Origin of the sequence: Sphingomonas sp. (assembly GCF_019635455.1) — a bacterium.
In the GTDB taxonomy this organism is placed as follows: Bacteria; Pseudomonadota; Alphaproteobacteria; order Sphingomonadales; family Sphingomonadaceae; genus Sphingomonas.
The window spans coordinates 70,019-87,416 of record NZ_JAHBZJ010000002.1; the positions used below are offsets into that span (position 1 = coordinate 70,019).

The 17,398-nt window shown below is 65.2% G+C and carries 12 protein-coding genes; 7 read left to right on the top strand and 5 right to left on the bottom strand.

Annotated elements, in window-relative coordinates; all coding sequences use genetic code 11:
• The first annotated feature begins 153 nt into the window (after positions 1-153).
• The 5 genes from KF783_RS02940 (at position 154) to KF783_RS02960 (ending at position 5,726) form a co-directional block, all read left to right on the top strand.
• Positions 154-1,032 carry an SDR family NAD(P)-dependent oxidoreductase gene (locus KF783_RS02940; protein WP_294076436.1) on the top strand — a complete coding sequence of 293 codons (879 nt, stop codon included), beginning with the start codon at positions 154-156 and terminating at the stop codon, positions 1,030-1,032.
• Positions 959-2,278, top strand: coding sequence for a cytochrome P450 (locus KF783_RS02945; protein ID WP_294076437.1), 1,320 nt, complete (start codon positions 959-961; stop codon positions 2,276-2,278). The genes KF783_RS02940 and KF783_RS02945 overlap by 74 nt, the downstream gene beginning before the upstream one ends.
• 93 nt (positions 2,279-2,371) lie before the next feature.
• A complete protein-coding gene (locus KF783_RS02950) occupies positions 2,372-4,168 on the top strand; it encodes an NAD(P)/FAD-dependent oxidoreductase (protein ID WP_294076439.1) in 1,797 nt (598 codons plus the stop codon).
• 131 nt (positions 4,169-4,299) lie between these two features.
• Complete coding sequence (locus KF783_RS02955) at positions 4,300-4,938, top strand: TetR/AcrR family transcriptional regulator (protein WP_294076440.1); 639 nt, start codon at positions 4,300-4,302, stop codon at positions 4,936-4,938.
• Positions 4,939-5,159: 221 nt separating this feature from the next.
• The gene (locus KF783_RS02960; RefSeq protein ID WP_294076442.1) at positions 5,160-5,726 is read left to right on the top strand and encodes a TetR family transcriptional regulator; all 567 of its coding nucleotides are present in this window, start codon (positions 5,160-5,162) and stop codon (positions 5,724-5,726) included.
• 563 nt (positions 5,727-6,289) lie between these two features.
• Here the strand turns inward: KF783_RS02960 and KF783_RS02965 are convergent.
• From KF783_RS02965 to KF783_RS02985, 5 genes are all read right to left on the bottom strand, one after another.
• Complete coding sequence (locus KF783_RS02965) at positions 6,290-7,543, bottom strand: acetyl-CoA C-acetyltransferase (protein WP_294076443.1); 1,254 nt, start codon at positions 7,541-7,543, stop codon at positions 6,290-6,292.
• Between the two features lie 45 nt (positions 7,544-7,588).
• The gene (locus KF783_RS02970) at positions 7,589-8,698 is read right to left on the bottom strand and encodes a CaiB/BaiF CoA-transferase family protein (RefSeq protein WP_294076445.1); all 1,110 of its coding nucleotides are present in this window, start codon (positions 8,696-8,698) and stop codon (positions 7,589-7,591) included.
• A gap of 46 nt (positions 8,699-8,744) precedes the next feature.
• Complete coding sequence (locus KF783_RS02975; RefSeq protein WP_294076447.1) at positions 8,745-9,062, bottom strand: EthD family reductase; 318 nt, start codon at positions 9,060-9,062, stop codon at positions 8,745-8,747.
• 420 nt (positions 9,063-9,482) lie between these two features.
• The gene (locus KF783_RS02980; RefSeq protein WP_294076449.1) at positions 9,483-9,782 is read right to left on the bottom strand and encodes a hypothetical protein; all 300 of its coding nucleotides are present in this window, start codon (positions 9,780-9,782) and stop codon (positions 9,483-9,485) included.
• Positions 9,783-9,809: 27 nt separating this feature from the next.
• Positions 9,810-12,632: a pitrilysin family protein gene (locus KF783_RS02985; RefSeq protein ID WP_294076451.1), complete on the bottom strand. Its 2,823-nt coding sequence runs from the start codon at positions 12,630-12,632 to the stop codon at positions 9,810-9,812.
• Positions 12,633-12,844: 212 nt separating this feature from the next.
• Between KF783_RS02985 and clpB the strand changes: the two genes are divergently transcribed.
• Both clpB and KF783_RS02995 read left to right on the top strand, forming a co-directional pair.
• Positions 12,845-15,424 (top strand): ATP-dependent chaperone ClpB, encoded by a 2,580-nt coding sequence (clpB, locus tag KF783_RS02990; protein WP_294076453.1) that lies wholly within the window; start codon positions 12,845-12,847, stop codon positions 15,422-15,424.
• 31 nt (positions 15,425-15,455) lie between these two features.
• Complete coding sequence (locus tag KF783_RS02995) at positions 15,456-17,273, top strand: putative 2OG-Fe(II) oxygenase (protein WP_294076455.1); 1,818 nt, start codon at positions 15,456-15,458, stop codon at positions 17,271-17,273.
• Positions 17,274-17,398 lie beyond the last annotated feature (125 nt).

Genomic DNA, 17,398 nt, shown 5'->3' on the forward strand with positions numbered 1-17,398 from the left:
GCGCGCGCCGTCCCACGGACATGTTAAGACCAATTTCTCTTGGGTTTGATCCCGGTCAAGGTTGAGCGATACGAATAGAATAGTCTATATCGACTAGTAATAAGAGACGTGAGCGAGTCGGCTTCGCGCCTTAAGAGAGGGAGCAAGGCATTTATGGAACTTCGAGGCAAAACGGCCTTCATCACCGGCGGTGCCAGCGGCATAGGCTATGCGCTGGCCGAGCGTTGTGCGGCGGAGGGTATGACGCTGCTGCTCGCGGACATAGAGGAAGGCGCGCTCGCCAAGGCGGCCGAGGCGCTTCGCGCGCATGGCGGCGCGGTCGAGACCTACCGGCTCGATGTGTCCGATCTCGACCAATATAAGGCGGTGGCGGACGCGGTGCTGGCCGATCATGGCGCGCCCTTTTTGCTCGTCAACAATGCCGGCATCGCCTGGAAGGCGCCCGCAAGCGTGGCCACGCCGGAGGATTGGCGCTGGACGATTTCGGTGAATGTACTGGGGACCGGCTATGGGATCAGCCTGTTCGTACCCGCAATGATCGCGAGCGGCGCCAAGGGCTATGTGCTCAACACCGCCTCGATCACCGGCCTCATCGTCTCGCCCGGCACTTCGGCCGTCTATTCGGCCTCCAAGCATGCCGTCGTCGCCATCTCTGAGACGCTGGCGCATGAGCTTCGCCCGCTGGGGATCGGCGTCGCGGTGCTCTGCCCCGGCAGCGTCGCCACCAACATCACCGACGCCGATCGCAATGCGCCCGAGGGCCTCGTCAAGGGCATCACCGGCGCGGAGCCCCATGAACGTGAATTCACCCGCTCCTTCGTCGGCAACGGGATTTCGGCTGCTACCGTAGCTGAGCAAGCGTTCGAGGCGCTGGCCGAAGGCCGCTTCTACGTCATCACCCATCCCGAATATCGCGAGGAGATCGAGACCCGCCATCGCCAGATCGAGGGCGCGATCCATGGGGATCCGGCAAGCGACGTCGGTCTGCTCACCCTCGCCAAGCAGATGCTCAATCTCCAACCACTCACCTGACTTAGAAGGGATAATGCCCATGGCTTCCGAGCCCAAGGACCTGCCGCGCGGCGTCGATCTGACCTGCCTTTCCGAAACCTTCCGCAACGCCCCCCATGCGGTGTTGGGGGCGGCGCGCGAGCGCTGCCCCGTCTACCGGGACGGGATGCTGCGCGATTATGTCGTGCTGTCGGCGGACATCGGTCGCAAGGTGTTGTCCGATCGCACACTGCCGACCGACCCGCGCAATACCCTGCCGACCTCCACGCGCCGCATGCGGGGGGAAGACCTGACCCAGGATCCGCCGATCATGTTCATGGACGATCCGCAGCACAAGCGCGTCCGCTCGCTGATCAGCAAAGCGTTCAACATCGAGCGGATCGAGCGCTTCCGTCCGCGGGTCGGCGCGATCTGTCGCGAGCTCATCGAGTCGATCGAGGGCGACGCGTTCGATTTCATCGATGTGATCGCACGGCCACTGCCGACCATCACGATCGCCGAAATCCTTGGCATCGATTCCAGCCATCATGACGATTTCAAGATCTGGTCCGATCAGATGGTGGCGAGCAGCCTCAACCCGTTGGCACCGCCCGACGTCAAGCAGGCCGGGGCCGCCGCTGCCGTCAGCCTCTACCAGCTCTTTGCGAGTGAGATGGAGGCGCGGCGCGCAGCGGGCCTCGTCGGGGACGATCTCCTGACCGCCATGCTGGCGGCCGAGCATGATGGCCAAACGCTGACCGACATGGAGATCATTCAGAATGCACAGGTGCTGCTGATCGCTGGCAATCAGACGACCACCGATGTGCTAGGCACCATGCTCAACAATATCCTCGGGAGCGGCGACAGCTGGGCGCGGCTGAGCGCCAATCCCACGCTGATTGCGGGCGCGGTGGACGAGGGCATACGGTTCGACCCGCCGATCTTCTCGACCGACCGGATCGCGGGTGAGGATATGGAGCTCAATGGCGTCGCCATCCCCAAGGGTACGCAGATCTCGATCATGCTGCCGGCGCTGAACCACGATCCGGCGCTCAATCCCGATCCCGACAGGTTCGACATCGAGCGGAGGCCGATCAAGCATTTTTCCTTCGGCGGGGGACGGCATACCTGTCTCGGCGCACCGCTCGCGCGCATGGAAGCGCAGGAGCTGCTCAAGGTCATGAGCGAGGTTATGCCCGGCTTGCACCTCGACGCCGTTCGGCCCGCCATCTTCAGCCCCAGTCCCGGCTTCAGGGGCATCGATCAGCTCTGGCTCAAGCGCAGCTGAGCCAGGCAACGCCTTCCACCGACCATTTCAATCCCGGCGCCCGCGGATAAGCGGGTAGCCGACCATCCCCCCGACGGGAGAGGAACCCAAGCTATGGCGTCCCCGCAAACCATCGATCTCGACGCACTGAACCGTAAATATCTCGAAGAGCGCGACAAGCGCCTGCGCAAGGATGGTATCGGCCAATATATCGAGACCGAAGGCCAGTTTGCCTCCTTCCTCGACGATCCCTACAGCAAGCGGGTCGAGCGGGCGCCGATCGAACGCGAGGTCGAGGCCGCGATCATCGGCGCGGGCTTCGGCGGCATCCTGACGGCGGTTCGCTTGAAGGAGATCGGCATCGAGGATGTCGTCCTGATCGATCGGGCGGGCGATTTCGGGGGTACTTGGTACTGGAACCGCTATCCGGGCCTTGCCTGCGATATGAAGTCCTATGTCTATCTGCCGCTCCTGGAAGAGACGGGTTATATGCCGCCGCGCAACTACGCGTCGGGTACCGAGATCTGGCAGCATGCGCAGCGCATCGTCGATCATTGGTCCCTGCGTGACAAGGGTCTGTTCCACACTGGCGTCACCCGCGTCGAGTGGCTCGAGGATCGCGGGATGTGGCGGGTCTCGACCGATCAGGGCGACACCATATTCGCCCGCTATCTGATTGCGGCCAACGGCCCCATCTCCAAGCCGAAGCTGCCCGGTATTCCCGGCATTGCGAGCTTCAAGGGGCATAGCTTTCTCGCCAGCCGGTGGGACTATGACTATACGGGCGGCACGCCCGAAGGTGAGCCGATGACGAAGCTCTCCGACAAGCGTGTCGCGATCATCGGCACCGGCGCCACCGGCATTCAGTGCATCCCGCCGCTGGGTGAATATGCGGCGCACCTGACCGTCTTCCAGCGCACGCCGTCAGGCGTCGATGTGCGTCAGGAGGCGGCGACCGATCCCGATTGGGTCGCGTCGCTCGAACCCGGTTGGCATCAGGAAATCGTCGAAAATTTCACGACGCTGACCTCCGGCGGCATGGCGGCGAAGGACCTCATCAACGACGGCTGGACCTTCCTCTTCACCAAGATCGCCGCGGCGGCGGCCGCTGCCCCAGGCGGCGAGGACATGATGGCAACGCTGGTGCGAGCCGCCGACATAGCCGACGCCGAGAAGATGAACGAGATTCGCGCGCGCATCGATGCCATCGTCCAGGATCCGGCAACAGCAGAGGCATTGAAGCCCTGGTATCGGCGCTTTTGCAAGCGGCCGGTCTTCCACGATGGCTATCTCGAAACCTTCAACCGCGACAATGTGACGCTGGTCGATACCGACGGCCACGGTGTCGAGGCGATCACCGAGACCGGCGTCCGCGTTGCCGGCATCGACTATCCGGTCGATTGCATCATCTTCGCCTCGGGCTTCGAGGTCGGTACCGACTTCGTGAAGCGCGCGGGCTATGATTTCATCGGGCGGGACGGGCAATCGCTCCAGGCCAAATGGGCGAAGGGCTTTTCGACCTTCCATGGCCTTCAGGTTCACGGTTTCCCGAACCTCTTCATCCACCAGAATGCGCAGGCGGCACTTCCCGCGAATTTCTGCCATGGGCTCGCCGAAGGCGCCAAAACCATCGCCGCCATCGTCGATCATGCGCGCAAGGCCGACCTTCCGGTGATCGAAGCGACGCAGGATGCCGAGGATGGATGGGTGGCGCATTGCGGCGAGGTCGCCGCCAATCTCGTTCCCTTCTTCGAGCAATGCACCCCAGGCTATTATAACCTGGAAGGCAAGCTGACGCAGGAGGCCGCTCAGGGCTTTGGCTACGGTGCCGGCGCGCACGCCTATTTTGCGCTCATGCAGCAATGGGTCGCAAAGGGCGATTTCGAGGGCGTCGAATTTTCGAAAAGCTGATCCCCGCGAACGACCCAAGCGTGCCGGGGGACGGCCGAAAACCGTTGCCCGGTCGCCCCGAGCGAAATGATGGACGAGCACCCGAAATTTCGGCACTGGTATCGCTCGACCAGCGTGATCGGGAGCCTTGCGTGACGGATAAAGGGGCCGCGATAGTCGCACCTGCGACGGGCGCCAAGACCAGGCGCGGCCAGGCCATGCGTGATATCCTTCTGTCCAGCGCGATCAAATTGACCGCGCTCCACGGCTATGGCGCGACCACCACGCAAGCCATCCTCGACGATGCCGGCGTCTCGCGCGGGTCTTTGCTGCATCAATTTCCTACACGCGACCTGCTCATGGTGGCCACGGCGCATGAGGCCATGAACCGCATGCTGGTCGCCGTCGAAGCGGGAATCACCCGACATGGCGATCTGCTCAAGGGCCTGCTGGATTTCCCCAACATCCTCTGGCGTGTGCAGACCGACCTGCCAGCCCGCGCGTTCACCGAGATCCAGTTGGCCAGTCGCTGGGATCCAGTGCTCGAGGATGGCCTCAAGGGTGCCATGGCGACCGTCAACGCGCTGACCACGAGCAAGGTGGTGTCGGTCGCCGAACAGTTCGAGATTTCGAATCTTCCCCGGCTCCTCCATGAAATCTACCTGCTGATCAGCGCAACGCAGGGACTCGCGATCGGCCGTGACCTGATCGAGGAAAAGGCGATGACCGCAGGCGCGCTCGCCATCCTCAAGGACCGCTTCGTCGCTGCGTTGAAAGCGAGCCTCGCCTGAGCAGCGCAACGGCGACTGGACAGGCCCGAGCGGATGGTCTTCCCGACGGATATTGCCGCTTTGCCATCGGTGGTGGGAACGGATATGCTCCCTCATCATATGATTAAGGGACCATGATGGCGGGCCGGAAACCAAATCTGCAACAGCATAACGGAGGCGAGCAAGCGGACGAGGAGCGCGGTGCCGGCCGCGCGAGGCTCCTGGAAGCGACCAGCGTCCTCATGCGCGATGCCGACGATCTCCATGTGCCGCTGGCCGATATCGCCGCGCACACCGGCCTCAACGCAGCTTTGGTGCGCTATTATTTCAAGGGTAAGGACGGGCTTCTACGCGCGCTCCTCGAGCGCGATACCGAACCGAGCCTCGCCGAGCTCGATCATCTGCTGGCGATGAACATCAGGCCGTCGAAAAAGCTGCGCTATCATCTTGCCGGTCTGATCAACACGTATCATACCTATCCCTATCTGAGCCGCCTGATGATCAAGCTGCTACAGGAAGGCAGCGAAACGGAGCGGCAGAAGATCGCCGACCGATTCCTGAAGCCGATCGCGAACTTCTACGAAGTGGTGGTGCGCGAAGGGCGCGAACTGGGCGAGTTTCGCGACATAGATCCCAAGCTCCTCTATTTCAACGTGATCGGCATGTGCGATCATCTCTTCTCGTCGCGCGTGTCGCTTCATTATTGCTACGGGATCGACAATGTCGATGAGGCGCTGAAGCGCCAATATATCGACCAGGTGGTGACCATTCTCCTGAAAGGAGTGCTGGCCGACGGAGAATCCGCCTGACCACAGCCCGGGGCTTTCGATCCTGCGAGGCTTGAGAGGGGCATTCATGGATAGCGGGGCGTTCCATCGTCTCCCGCGGGTACGTCATCCGGTTCGCGCGTTCCTGCCCGGCCCGGTCCCCGCGGCGCTTCCGGAACCGATCTTCACGGCCGCCCGAGCGCTGCTTCCAGCCCGGGGGTGCATGTCGCGTCCGGCGCAACACGCGCCATGCAGCGCCGATCTTCGTGCCGGACTGGGCGGGGTAGCGCAGAGCCGCCGATGTCGGCATGTACGCCCAGTCGCTCGTGCTGACGATCGCGGCGCACGGGCTCACGTCCTGCGCGCATGGATCGATCAGCCATCAATGCCGGGCCGGGATGAGGCGCTCGGCATTTCGGCCTCCCTCAAGCTCCTGTTCGGCAAGCTCGTGTCGGCGTTGCCTTCGGCTGTGCAGACCCTTCAAGCCCGGTCCCGGGCGTGCCTGCCGTCCGCGCCCGCTTGCGGACAAACACGCTTTCGATAGCTGACGCGTGAGTTCCAAGCGGAAAGCATCACCTTCTGACACGCCTGAGCCGGCATCCCCTCTATATGCGCTCGACGATGATTGCTGGCGCCATACCGCCGGCGGCGCACATCGTCACCAGCCCGCGCTTCAGATCGCGACGCTCGAGCTCGTCCAGCAGCGTGCCGATAAGGATCGCGCCGGTGGCGCCGATCGGATGGCCGAGCGCGATCGCGCCGCCGTTGACGTTGACCCGTGACCGATCGAGATCGAGATCGCGAATGAACTTCTCGGTGACGACGGCAAAGGCTTCGTTGATTTCCCAAAGATCGATGTCTTCCACGGAGAGACCGGCTTTGGCGAGCGCCTTGCGCGCAGCCGGAACGGGAGCGTTGAGCATCAATGTGGGGCAGTCGCCGACATTGGCCATGGCGACGACGCGCGCGCGAGGCTTGAGACCATGCCGCCGGGCATAAGCAGGCGAGGTAACCAGCAACGCCGCGGCGCCATCGACCACGCCCGAGCTGTTGCCGGCATGGTGGCTGTGCTCGATAGTGAGATCGGGATAACGCGCAGCGATCATCGAACGATAGGTCGCTCCGTCCTCCGCGAGCGGGATGTCGGCGATCGCCGCGAAGGAGGGGCGAAGCGCGGCCAAGCCCTCGGCAGTGGTACCGGGACGGGGAAATTCATCGCGGTCCAGCGCCACACTTCCGTCGGCGTGAAGAACGGGTATCAGACTGCGCGCGAACCGATCTTCCGCAATCGCCGTCGCGGTCCGCTTCTGGCTTTCCAATGCAAGCGCGTCGAGTTCCTCGCGCGCGATACCCTCGATCGTCGCGATCGCATCGGCGCAGACCCCCTGGTGCGATTGCGGGTGCCGCGCGCGAAGCCGCAGGTTGCCGGCGTCCATCATCACGGGCGGCGCTCCCCGTGCTGCGTCCTCAGCCGCCATGGTTGCGGTCAGTGACATCATTTCGGTCCCCCCCGCGACGATCGCCTCTTCGAGTCCCGCCATCACCATGCCGGTAGCGAAATTGACCGCGGTGATGCCCGAACCGCAGAAGCGGTCTAGGGTCACGCCGCTGACGCGCGTGTCGTAGCCGGCATCGAGCAAGCTCATCCGGGCCAAGTCATTACCCTGTGGCCCGCGTTGAGCGCTGGTTCCCCAAATCACGTCATCGATGGTCGCGCTGTCGAGATCATTGCGCGTGACGATCGCCTCAAGCACTGTCGCCGCGAGGACCTGCGGGTGGAGATTGGCCAATGCGCCCTTGCCAACCTTGCCGATACCGCGCGGCGTCCGCACCGCGTCGATAATCCATGCTTCCGTCATGTCGGTTTCCTGTCTGGTAATGGTGTCGGGGTAGGTTTTCGGTGTTCAGCCGTGCGTCGTTCCGGGCCTGGGCGAGAAGATGGCATCGGTCGCGACGGCGCCGTCCCACATCGTCGGTGCGGCCGCCTCGCTCAGGGAAAAGCGCGGGGCCGGTGCGGGCTGGACGACGCCGTCGATCTCGAGGAAGGTCCGGCGGCCGGCATTGTGAGGATGCTTCGGCGCTTCGGTCATCGACAGAACCGGCGCGAAACACGCATCGCCATACTCGAGCAACTCGCACCATTCGTCGCGCGTTCGCGTGGCTATGACGGCCGCGAGCTCCGCCTTGAGCCGGGGCCAGCGGGCGGCGTCCATATGATCATCCCATTCGGCACCGGCCAGGCCCGCTTTCTCGCGCAACTGCGCGTAGAATTTGGGTTCAATCGATCCCAATGCGATGAATTTTCCGTCACGCGTTTCATAGCTGTCGTAGAAATGCGCGCCGGTATCGAGGAGGTTGGCACCGCGCTCGTCGCGCCACAGGCCGGCCGCGAGCATGCTCCAGATGGCACTCATCAACGCTGCCGAGCCATCGGTCATGGCACAGTCGATAACCTGGCCTTGTCCGGCCTCCCGCGCGCGGAGCAACGCGCTTACCATACCGAAGGCGAGCATCATGCCACCGCCTCCGAAATCACCTACCATGTTGAGCGGAGGCGTCGGCTTGCCGCCGGCCCTGCCGAAACTGTGGAGCGCGCCGGAAAGAGCGATATAATTGATGTCGTGACCGGCGGCGGCGGCATAGGGTCCCGTCTGCCCCCAGCCCGTCATCCTTCCGTAAACGAGGCGCGGATTGAGGGAGAGCGCCACATCCGGGCCGAGACCCAACCGCTCCATAACTCCGGGTCGAAAGCCTTCGATCAGGCCATCCGCTTCAGCGATCAGATCGCGAACCTGCGCCGCGCCTTTTTCGTCTTTGAGATCGATGGCGACAAAGCGGCGCGAACGTAGCGTCACATCCTTGCGACGAATGGCGATCGCGTCTTCAGTCAAATCCTGAGGCCGCTCGACACGGATGACCTCTGCGCCATGATCGGCCAACATCATCGCAGCGAACGGGCCTGGACCGATTCCCGCGAACTCAATAATCCTGACACCGGCGAGCGGTCCGGTCATACCCGTCTTCCCCTGCCATAGATGACCTTCCTCGCTTCTCCAGCCATCAGCCGGCGAGCTCGCTATTGAACTGCATCGCCGGCAGGACAGGCGAGAAATTGGCGATGTCTTGCTGTAGCGAACCGGCCTCGGGATGCGCCAGCGCGGAGGTGAGGTCCGCGTCCGAAGCGAAGTGCAGAAGAGTAATCAGAGCAAAGTCCGGGTTGGCCTGCGATCCCGGGGCGGCGACGCCCTTCAGCACCTGTACCTGTGTGAGAAGCGGTCCCCAGATCCGTTGCACCAACCGGAGATGTTCGGAAGTATAATAATCGAAATCGAACGTGCCGTCCTCCGGCATGCGGTAGTGAAGTGACAAGATGGCCATTAGCGGATCGTGCGCCTCCTGAGCGTGCGGACTCAGCGAAGGTGCGCCCGGTCACCCCTAATTACACATATAAATATGGCACGACAACCGATCTCAGGATCGAGGAAAACCGACCACGCAAGAATCCACTCAAGCGACCAGCCCGCCCCCTTTCGCCTTGTGGATGACCCCACCGGGATCGGTGATCCTCGCGCGCGCCTGCTCAGCCGCGACGGCGCCATGCCGTCCCAGATTCATGTGCCGCCGCACCTTGTTGGGCTGCGATCGTCAACGAACTCGCCCCGGGCGATGGTGAAGTGGCCGATCGCACTCGGCAATCGGCGCCCGGTTTCTCAATCGAAAACCAGCCCCAAAAAACGCGAAGCGCGCGCCCTTTCCGATGAAGGGCGCGCGCTCCGTTTCACGCCAGGCGTGGATGATTCAGGCGCGCGTGCCTTCCATCGGAAAGCTGCCGAACGCGCCCGCGGTCACGGTTCCCTTGATCGCATCGCCATCGACGGTCGCTTCGCAGGTCAGCGTCATCGGCATCGGCACGCTGATGTCGAGCGACCAGGACAGCTTGTCGCCATCGACCTTGCCGTTCTTGATCTCGGTCGTCCCCATCGCGCCCGAATAAGTGCCGGTGAAGCCATCGCCGGCGCTTTCGACCGTCAGCGTCGCCTTCTGATCGCCCATCGGGCTGTGGGTCACCGTGTCCCAGCTGCCATCGACATTCGCCATGATTGTCTCTCCTGTGATCGATTGAACCTAGTTCGCCGCCGGCTTCGACGCGATCCCGACGGACTCGGGTTTCACCACCTCGACAGGCAGGCCGAGGCTGTCAAGCTGTGGCCGGACCTTGGCGGCGTCGCCCACAACCACCCAGACGAAGCGTTTCGGGTCGATCGCCCCGCGTGCCGCAGCGTCAACCTGCGCCATGGTGAGCGCGCGATATTTTTTCGGCAGCTGCGACTGCCAGTCGTCGGGGCGCCGCATGAAGTCGTTCCCCTGCATCGCGCCCAGCACCGCGCCGGCCGTTTCATATTGCCCGGCCATCTTGCGGATGCTGCCGGTCACCGAACGATCGAACTCGACCTTCGTCACGCCCTTCCCGGTCAGATAGTCGCGCACCTCACGCTGGATTTCGGCGATCGCAGGGCCGGTCTTGTCGGCCTGGACCGGCGCGCTGATCGTGAACGGCACGGCATGCTCGTACCGCGAGATGCCGCCGCGCGCGCCATAGGACCAGCTCTTGTCCTCCCGCAGGTTCATGTTGATGCGCGACAGGAAGTCGCCGCCCAGCACCTCGCTGGCGGTCCCCAGCGCGACCGGATCGGCGAACGGATCGACCGGCGTCATCTGTCCGGCATAGATCAGCGATTGCGGCGAATCCGGCCGGTCGATCAGCAGGATCCTGGGCGTGGCCTGTTGCGGCCTTGCCGCGAAGCTCTTCACGCCCGGCGCGCCCTCGCCCTTCCAGTCGCCGAACCGTGCCTCGAACGCGGCCTTGATCTCGTCGAGCGGGCGATCCGACACGACGAAGATCTTCGCCTTGTCCGGCCGGATCCACGCCTTGTAATAGGCGATCAGGTCGTCGCGGGTCAGCTTCGCCACCGCCGCCTCGTCGCCGCCCAGCGCGGCGGTCTTGGCATAGGGAGAGGCATCGCCGAACAGCAGCGACGGCATCGCCATCTGCGCCAGCCCGTTGGGATTGGCGCGAATCTGCTTGATTCCGGCCAGCATCTGGGTGCGCACCCGCTCGACCTCTTCGGCGGGGAAGCTGGGATGGCGGGTGATGTCCGCCATCAGCTCGAGCGAGCCGGCCAGATTGGGGCTGGGGGTGAACATCGACACATAGGCGCGATCGGGCGAGCTGCCGGCACCGATCCCGGCGCCCAGCCGCTCCTGCGCCTCGGCGATCTGTACCGAATCGCGCGTGGTCGTCCCTTCATCAAGAAGGCCCAGCGCCATGCCTTGCGTACCCAGCGCGCTCGGCACGTCCGACGCGACGCCGGCATCGAAGCTCAGGATCGCCTGGGTCACCGGCACCGCGGCGCGATGGGCGTAGACCAGCTCGATCCCGTTCGACAACCGGGTGCGCGTGACCTTCGGGAAATCGATGTCGCTGATCGGGCCGACGCCCGGCAGCGGGCCGCGCGTTCCCTTGACCACATCGTCCGCGGCCTTTGCCTTTTCCGGCCGCGCCGCTTCGGCATAGGCGGCGCGGGGGCCCGGCTCGACGGTCAGCGCATAGACCGGGCGGGACAGCCATTTCGCGGTCACCTCACGCGCCTGATCGGGCGTCACCGCCGCCAGCCACGCCAGCTCCTTCTTATAGAAACCGGGGTCGTTCATGTAGAGCGCGCCGGACGCCAGCGTCACCGCCTTGCCCCCGAACCCGCCGACCGATTCCAGGCCGCGGATGCGCGACGAGGCGGTGCGCGTCTTGTAGCGTTCCAGTTCGTCGGCGGTGGGGCCGGTCTTGATATAGTCGGCAATGATCTCGTCCAGCCGCTTTGCCGCCACCGCCGGATCGACGCCGGGACGCACGTCCATCGAGATGATCACGTTGCCGGCCTGCGCCAGCGACTGGTTGAACGCACCGACATTGACCGCCAGCCGTTCCTTCTTGACCAGGATATTGTCGAGCCGCGAACTCGCAAGGCCGCCGAGTACGCCCAGCGATGCGTCCAGCACGGTCGAATCCTGGCTGCGCACGCCCGGCACCGCCCACATGCGATAGATGCGGGTGACCGCGACGCGGTCCTTCATCACCTCTGCCTTGGGCGCGGCCAGTGTCGGCACGTCGATCTTTGGGTCGACCGTCTGCGGCCCGCGCGGGATCGCCCCGAAATATTTCTCGACCAGCGGCCGCGCGGTCTTCGCGTCGATATCGCCGGCCAGCACCAGCACCGCGTTGTTCGGCCCGTAATAGGTGCGGAACCAGGTCTTCACGTCCTCCAGGCTGGCGGCGTCCAGGTCCGCCATCGAACCGATCGTCGAGTGGTGATAGGGATGGCCCTCGGGATACAGGCCCTCGCTGATCTTGTAGCGCAACAGGCCATAGGGCTGGTTGTCGCCCTGTCGCTTTTCGTTCTGGACGACGCCGCGCTGCTCATCGACCTTTGCCTGCGTCACCGCGCCGAGCAGATAGCCCATCCGGTCGCTCTCCAGGAACAGCGCACGATCGAGCGCGGCGCGCGGGACGGTCTGGAAATAATTGGTGCGGTCGGCATTGGTGGTGCCGTTGTAATCGGTCGCGCCGACTTCCTTGAGCGGCTCGAAAAACTCGCCGGGGGAGTTTTCCGAACCGTTGAACATCAGATGTTCGAACAGATGGGCAAAGCCCGTCTTGCCCTTTGGCTCATGCTTCGATCCGACATTGTACCACACCGAAACGCCGACGATCGGCGCCTTGCGATCGGTATGGACGATGACGCGCAGCCCGTTTTCCAGCCGGAATTCCTCATACGGGATATCGACCTGCTTCACGAGCTGCGCCACCGGCACCGGCTTCGGCGCCTGCTGGGCGTGAACGGGCGCGGTGAGCACGACCGCGAGCGCGGTCAGGCTGGCAAGAACTGGTTTCATGTGCGGGGGTTCCGGACTTGGACTGGGTACGAAGCCGGCAGCATACCGCCCCCGTGGCGCCGCGCAACCGACAGCTGCTCCAGGCCGCACTTGCCTCTCGACCCAGGGCGCGGCAGCATCGGCGCACATCTTTTTGCCACCGATCCGCCGCCGACCCCTTGTGTTGCAGAAATGCAACACTACCTCGCGCCATGAAAGGCAACAGGACGCACATGAACCTCGAGAAATTCACCGACCGCGCCAAGGGTTTCCTCCAGTCGGCGCAGACCGTCGCGATCCGCATGAACCACCAGCGGATCACGCCCGAGCATCTGCTGAAGGCGCTGCTGGAGGACGAACAGGGCATGGCCTCGGGCCTGATCCAGGCCGCCGGGGGCGACGCCAAGCGCGCGCTTGCGGAGACCGATGCCGCGCTGGCCAAGATCCCGGCGGTGTCCGGCAGCGGGGCGCAACAGGCGCCGGGACTGGACAATGACGCCGTGCGCGTGCTCGATTCGGCCGAACAGATCGCGCAGAAGGCGGGGGACAGTTTCGTTACCGTCGAACGGCTGCTGCTCGCGCTGGTGCTCGCCGGCACGACAGCGGCGGGACGCGCGCTCGCCGCCGCCGGGGTGCGCGCCGAAGCACTCAACGGCGCGATCAACGATCTGCGCGGCGGCCGCACCGCCGACACCGCCGGCGCGGAGGACCGGTATGACGCGCTCAAGAAGTTCGCCCGCGATCTGACCCAGGCGGCAAGGGACGGCAAGCTTGATCCCGTCATCGGCCGTGACGAGGAGATCCGGCGCACCATCCAGATCCTCGCCCGCCGGACCAAGAACAATCCGGTGCTGATCGGCGATCCCGGCGTCGGCAAGACCGCGATCGCCGAGGGCCTGGCGCTGCGCATCGCCAATGGCGACGTTCCCGATACGCTGAAGGATCGCAAGCTGATGGCGCTCGACATGGGCAGCCTGATCGCCGGCGCCAAATATCGCGGCGAGTTCGAAGAGCGGCTGAAGGGCGTACTCGACGAGGTGAAGGCCGCCGAGGGCGACATCATCCTGTTCATCGACGAGATGCACACGCTGATCGGCGCGGGCAAATCGGAAGGCGCGATGGACGCTGGCAACCTGCTCAAGCCCGCGCTCGCTCGCGGCGAGCTCCACTGCATCGGCGCGACCACGCTCGACGAATATCGCAAATATGTCGAGAAGGACCCCGCGCTCCAACGGCGCTTTCAGCCTGTTTTCGTCGGCGAGCCGACGGTCGAGGACACGATCTCGATCCTGCGTGGCCTGAAGGAAAAATACGAGCTGCACCATGGCGTGCGGATCACCGACGGCGCGATCGTGTCGGCGGCGACGCTCAGCAACCGCTACATTACCGACCGCTTCCTGCCCGACAAGGCGATCGACCTGATGGACGAGGCGGCGAGCCGCATCCGCATGGAGGTGGAAAGCAAGCCCGAGGAGATCGAGACGCTCGACCGCCGCATCATGCAGTTGCAGATCGAGCGCGAGGCGCTGCGCAAGGAAAGCGACCAGGCGTCAAAGGACCGGCTCGACAATCTGGAAACCGAACTCGCCAATCTGGGCGAGCAATCGGCCGAGCTGACCCAGCGCTGGCAGGCGGAAAAGGACAAGATCGCGGGTGAGGCGAAGATCAAGGAACAGCTGGATCAGGCCCGGCTGGAACTCGAACAGGCGCAGCGCGCCGGCGACCTCGCGAAGATGGCGGAGCTGAACTATGGCACGATTCCCGCGCTGACCAAGCAGCTGGAAGAGGCCCAGGCATCGACCGGCAGCGCGATGCTGCGCGAGGAGGTGACCGCCGACGACATCGCCGCCGTCGTCAGCCGCTGGACCGGCATTCCGGTCGATCGCATGCTGGAGGGCGAGCGCGAGAAGCTGCTCGCCATGGAGGAACAGCTGGGCAAGCGGGTGATCGGCCAGCAGGCGGCGGTGAAGGCCGTCTCAACGGCGGTGCGCCGCGCGCGCGCCGGTCTGCAAGACCCCAACCGCCCGCTCGGCAGCTTCCTGTTCCTCGGCCCGACCGGGGTCGGCAAGACCGAACTGACCAAGGCGCTGGCCGAATTCCTGTTCGACGACGCGGGCGCGATGGTGCGGATCGACATGAGCGAATTCATGGAAAAGCACTCGGTCGCGCGGCTGATCGGCGCACCGCCCGGCTATGTCGGCTATGAAGAAGGCGGCGTGCTCACCGAGGCGGTGCGCCGGCGCCCCTATCAGGTCGTCTTGTTCGACGAGGTGGAGAAGGCGCATGGCGACGTCTTCAACATCCTGCTCCAGGTGCTGGACGACGGGCGCCTGACCGACGGTCAGGGCCGTACGGTCGATTTCACCAACACGATCATCGTGCTGACGTCAAACCTGGGCAGCCAGTTCCTGACCCAGCTCGACGACGGGCAGGATGTCGCCAGCGTCGAGCCGCAGGTGATGGAGATCGTCCGGGCGCATTTCCGCCCCGAATTCCTGAACCGGCTGGACGAGATCGTGCTGTTCCACCGCCTTGGCCAGAGCGAGATGGCGCCGATCGTCGATATCCAGGTCGCGCGGCTGGGCAAGTTGCTGAAGGATCGCAAGATCACGATCGACCTGACGGAGGCGGCGCGCGACTGGCTCGGGCGGGTCGGCTATGATCCGGTCTATGGCGCACGACCGCTCAAGCGGGCGGTGCAGCGCTACCTTCAGGACCCGCTTGCCGACGCGATCCTGCGCGGCGAGGTGAAGGACGGCGCGCATGTCCGGGTCGATGAAGGCGACGGCGCACTGGTATTGACCACAGGTTGACGGCGGCGGACGCGGCGGCGAGGGTCGGGCGATGATCGCGCCCGCCCTCGCCCAGCAGCTTCAGTCGATCCATGCGCGGATGCAGGCGGGGGACCTGGCCGGCGCGTCGATGGCGATGCTGCCGGTGCTGGCCGGCAACCCCCGCGAGCCGGCGGTCGTGCAACTCGCGGCGATGATCCGGCGCGGTGCCGGCGACCTGTCCGGCGCGCGCGCGGTGATCGAACGCGGCATCGCCGCCGGCGCGACCAGCGCGGACCTGCTTAACATGCTCGGCAATATCCTGGGCGATCTGGCGGAGCATGCGGCGGCCGATCGCGCCTTTGCCGATGCCGCGGCGATGCGTCCGGATCATGCCGATCCCTGGATCAACCGGGGGCAGTTGGCGTCGCGGACCGGCGATCACGAGGCGGCGGTCGCCCATTTGCGGCACGCATGTCGGATCGCGCCGGGGTCGGCACTGGCGCATGTCAGCCTGGGCAACGCCCTGCGCGCGCGCGGGACACATGTCGAGGCGGTGGCGATGCTGCGCAAGGCGGCGGCGATCGACCCCCGCCGCGCGACAACGCCGCTTCACCTTGGCATCGCGCTCAACGCGGCGGGCGATTCGCGCGCGGCGCTTGCCGCCTATGACGATGCTGCGCGGCGCGGGCTGGCGACGCCCGAACTGCTGGCCAACCGCGCGGCTGCGCTGATCGAACTGGGCGAACTCGACGCGGCGCTCGACACGCTCGACGCGCTCGTGCGCCAGCATCCGGCCTATCTGCCCGGCCATCGCGATCGTGCGCGGCTGATCTGGGAATATGGCATCGCGCGCGATCCGTTCGAAAGCTACGCCGAGTTGACCCGCCAATTTCCGGGCGAGCGCATGGTGTGGGAGGCATGGGCCGCGGCGCTGCTGGGCTTTCGGCAATATGAGGCAGCGATCGCCGTCACCGGCGAGGCGTGCGCCGCGCTGGGCGATGACCCCGCGATCCAGCTCGCCCGGGCGATGGCGGCGAGCGAATGCGGCCTGATCGACGAGGCCGATCGTGCGTTCGCGGCGGCAGGTTCGCTGTCCGGCACGCCGTTGTGGCGCATCACATCATCCCGCCATCTGTTGCGGCGGGGCGACCCGGCGGAGGCCGCGGTGCGCACGCAGGCGGTGCTGGCGGACGATCCCGACAATCAGCTGGGCTGGGCCTATCTCGGCACCGCATGGCGGATGCTGGGCGATCCACGCGAATTCTGGCTGCACGACTATATGGCGCACACCGCCCAGATCGAGGCACACCCACCCGGCGACACGGACACGGACACGGCCGCGTTCGTCTCCACAACCGCCGCCGCGTTGCGCCGGCTTCATGTCACGCGCACCCACCCGGCCGATCAGACACTGCGCAATGGCACGCAGACGACGGGCGCACTGTTCGATCGCCCGGAACCGGAGATCGCGGCGCTGCGGGCGGCTGTCGAGGATGCGGTGGCGCGGTTCATCGCCGGGCTTCCCGACGATGGCGATCATCCGATGCTGCGCCGCAAGCGCGCGGGATTTCGCTTTACCGGATCCTGGTCGGTGCGGCTGCGCCAGTCGGGCTTTCACATCAACCATGTGCATGAGCGCGGCTGGATCAGCTCGGCCTTTTATTTCGCGCTCCCCCCCGCGCACCCCGACGATCCGCCGCACGCCGGCGCCTTGCAACTCGGGGCGCCGCCGGACGAGCTGGGCCTTGGCCTGCCGCCGCGACGCATCATCACCCCGCGCGAGGGGACGCTGATCCTGTTCCCCTCCTCGATGTGGCACGGCACCCTGCCCTTTGCCGGCGATGCCGAGCGGCTGACGATGGCGTTCGACGCCGTACCGGTCGGCTGAGCGCAACGCCGCGCGCGGTTGGCCTTCGATCGAGTCTCCACCAGCGGGGCGCGCGCGGGCGATGAAGGAGGGTCAACTTCCGCCGCCCCACCCGGCGGCTTTCGCGATCGCTATTTCGAAGCGCC

What these genes read in the sequence shown, in the direction of transcription:
- KF783_RS02940 (WP_294076436.1), top strand. Translation starts at nt 154, where the DNA reads ATGGAACTTCGAGGCAAAACGGCCTTCATCACCGGCGGTGCCAGCGGC.
- KF783_RS02945 (WP_294076437.1), top strand. Translation starts at nt 959, where the DNA reads ATGGGGATCCGGCAAGCGACGTCGGTCTGCTCACCCTCGCCAAGCAGA.
- KF783_RS02950 (WP_294076439.1), top strand. Translation starts at nt 2,372, where the DNA reads ATGGCGTCCCCGCAAACCATCGATCTCGACGCACTGAACCGTAAATAT.
- KF783_RS02960 (WP_294076442.1), top strand. Translation starts at nt 5,160, where the DNA reads ATGCGCGATGCCGACGATCTCCATGTGCCGCTGGCCGATATCGCCGCG.
- KF783_RS02965 (WP_294076443.1), bottom strand. Translation starts at nt 7,543, where the DNA reads ATGACGGAAGCATGGATTATCGACGCGGTGCGGACGCCGCGCGGTATC.
- KF783_RS02970 (WP_294076445.1), bottom strand. Translation starts at nt 8,698, where the DNA reads ATGACCGGACCGCTCGCCGGTGTCAGGATTATTGAGTTCGCGGGAATC.
- KF783_RS02975 (WP_294076447.1), bottom strand. Translation starts at nt 9,062, where the DNA reads ATGGCCATCTTGTCACTTCACTACCGCATGCCGGAGGACGGCACGTTC.
- KF783_RS02980 (WP_294076449.1), bottom strand. Translation starts at nt 9,782, where the DNA reads ATGGCGAATGTCGATGGCAGCTGGGACACGGTGACCCACAGCCCGATG.
- KF783_RS02985 (WP_294076451.1), bottom strand. Translation starts at nt 12,632, where the DNA reads ATGAAACCAGTTCTTGCCAGCCTGACCGCGCTCGCGGTCGTGCTCACC.
- clpB (WP_294076453.1), top strand. Translation starts at nt 12,845, where the DNA reads ATGAACCTCGAGAAATTCACCGACCGCGCCAAGGGTTTCCTCCAGTCG.
- KF783_RS02995 (WP_294076455.1), top strand. Translation starts at nt 15,456, where the DNA reads ATGATCGCGCCCGCCCTCGCCCAGCAGCTTCAGTCGATCCATGCGCGG.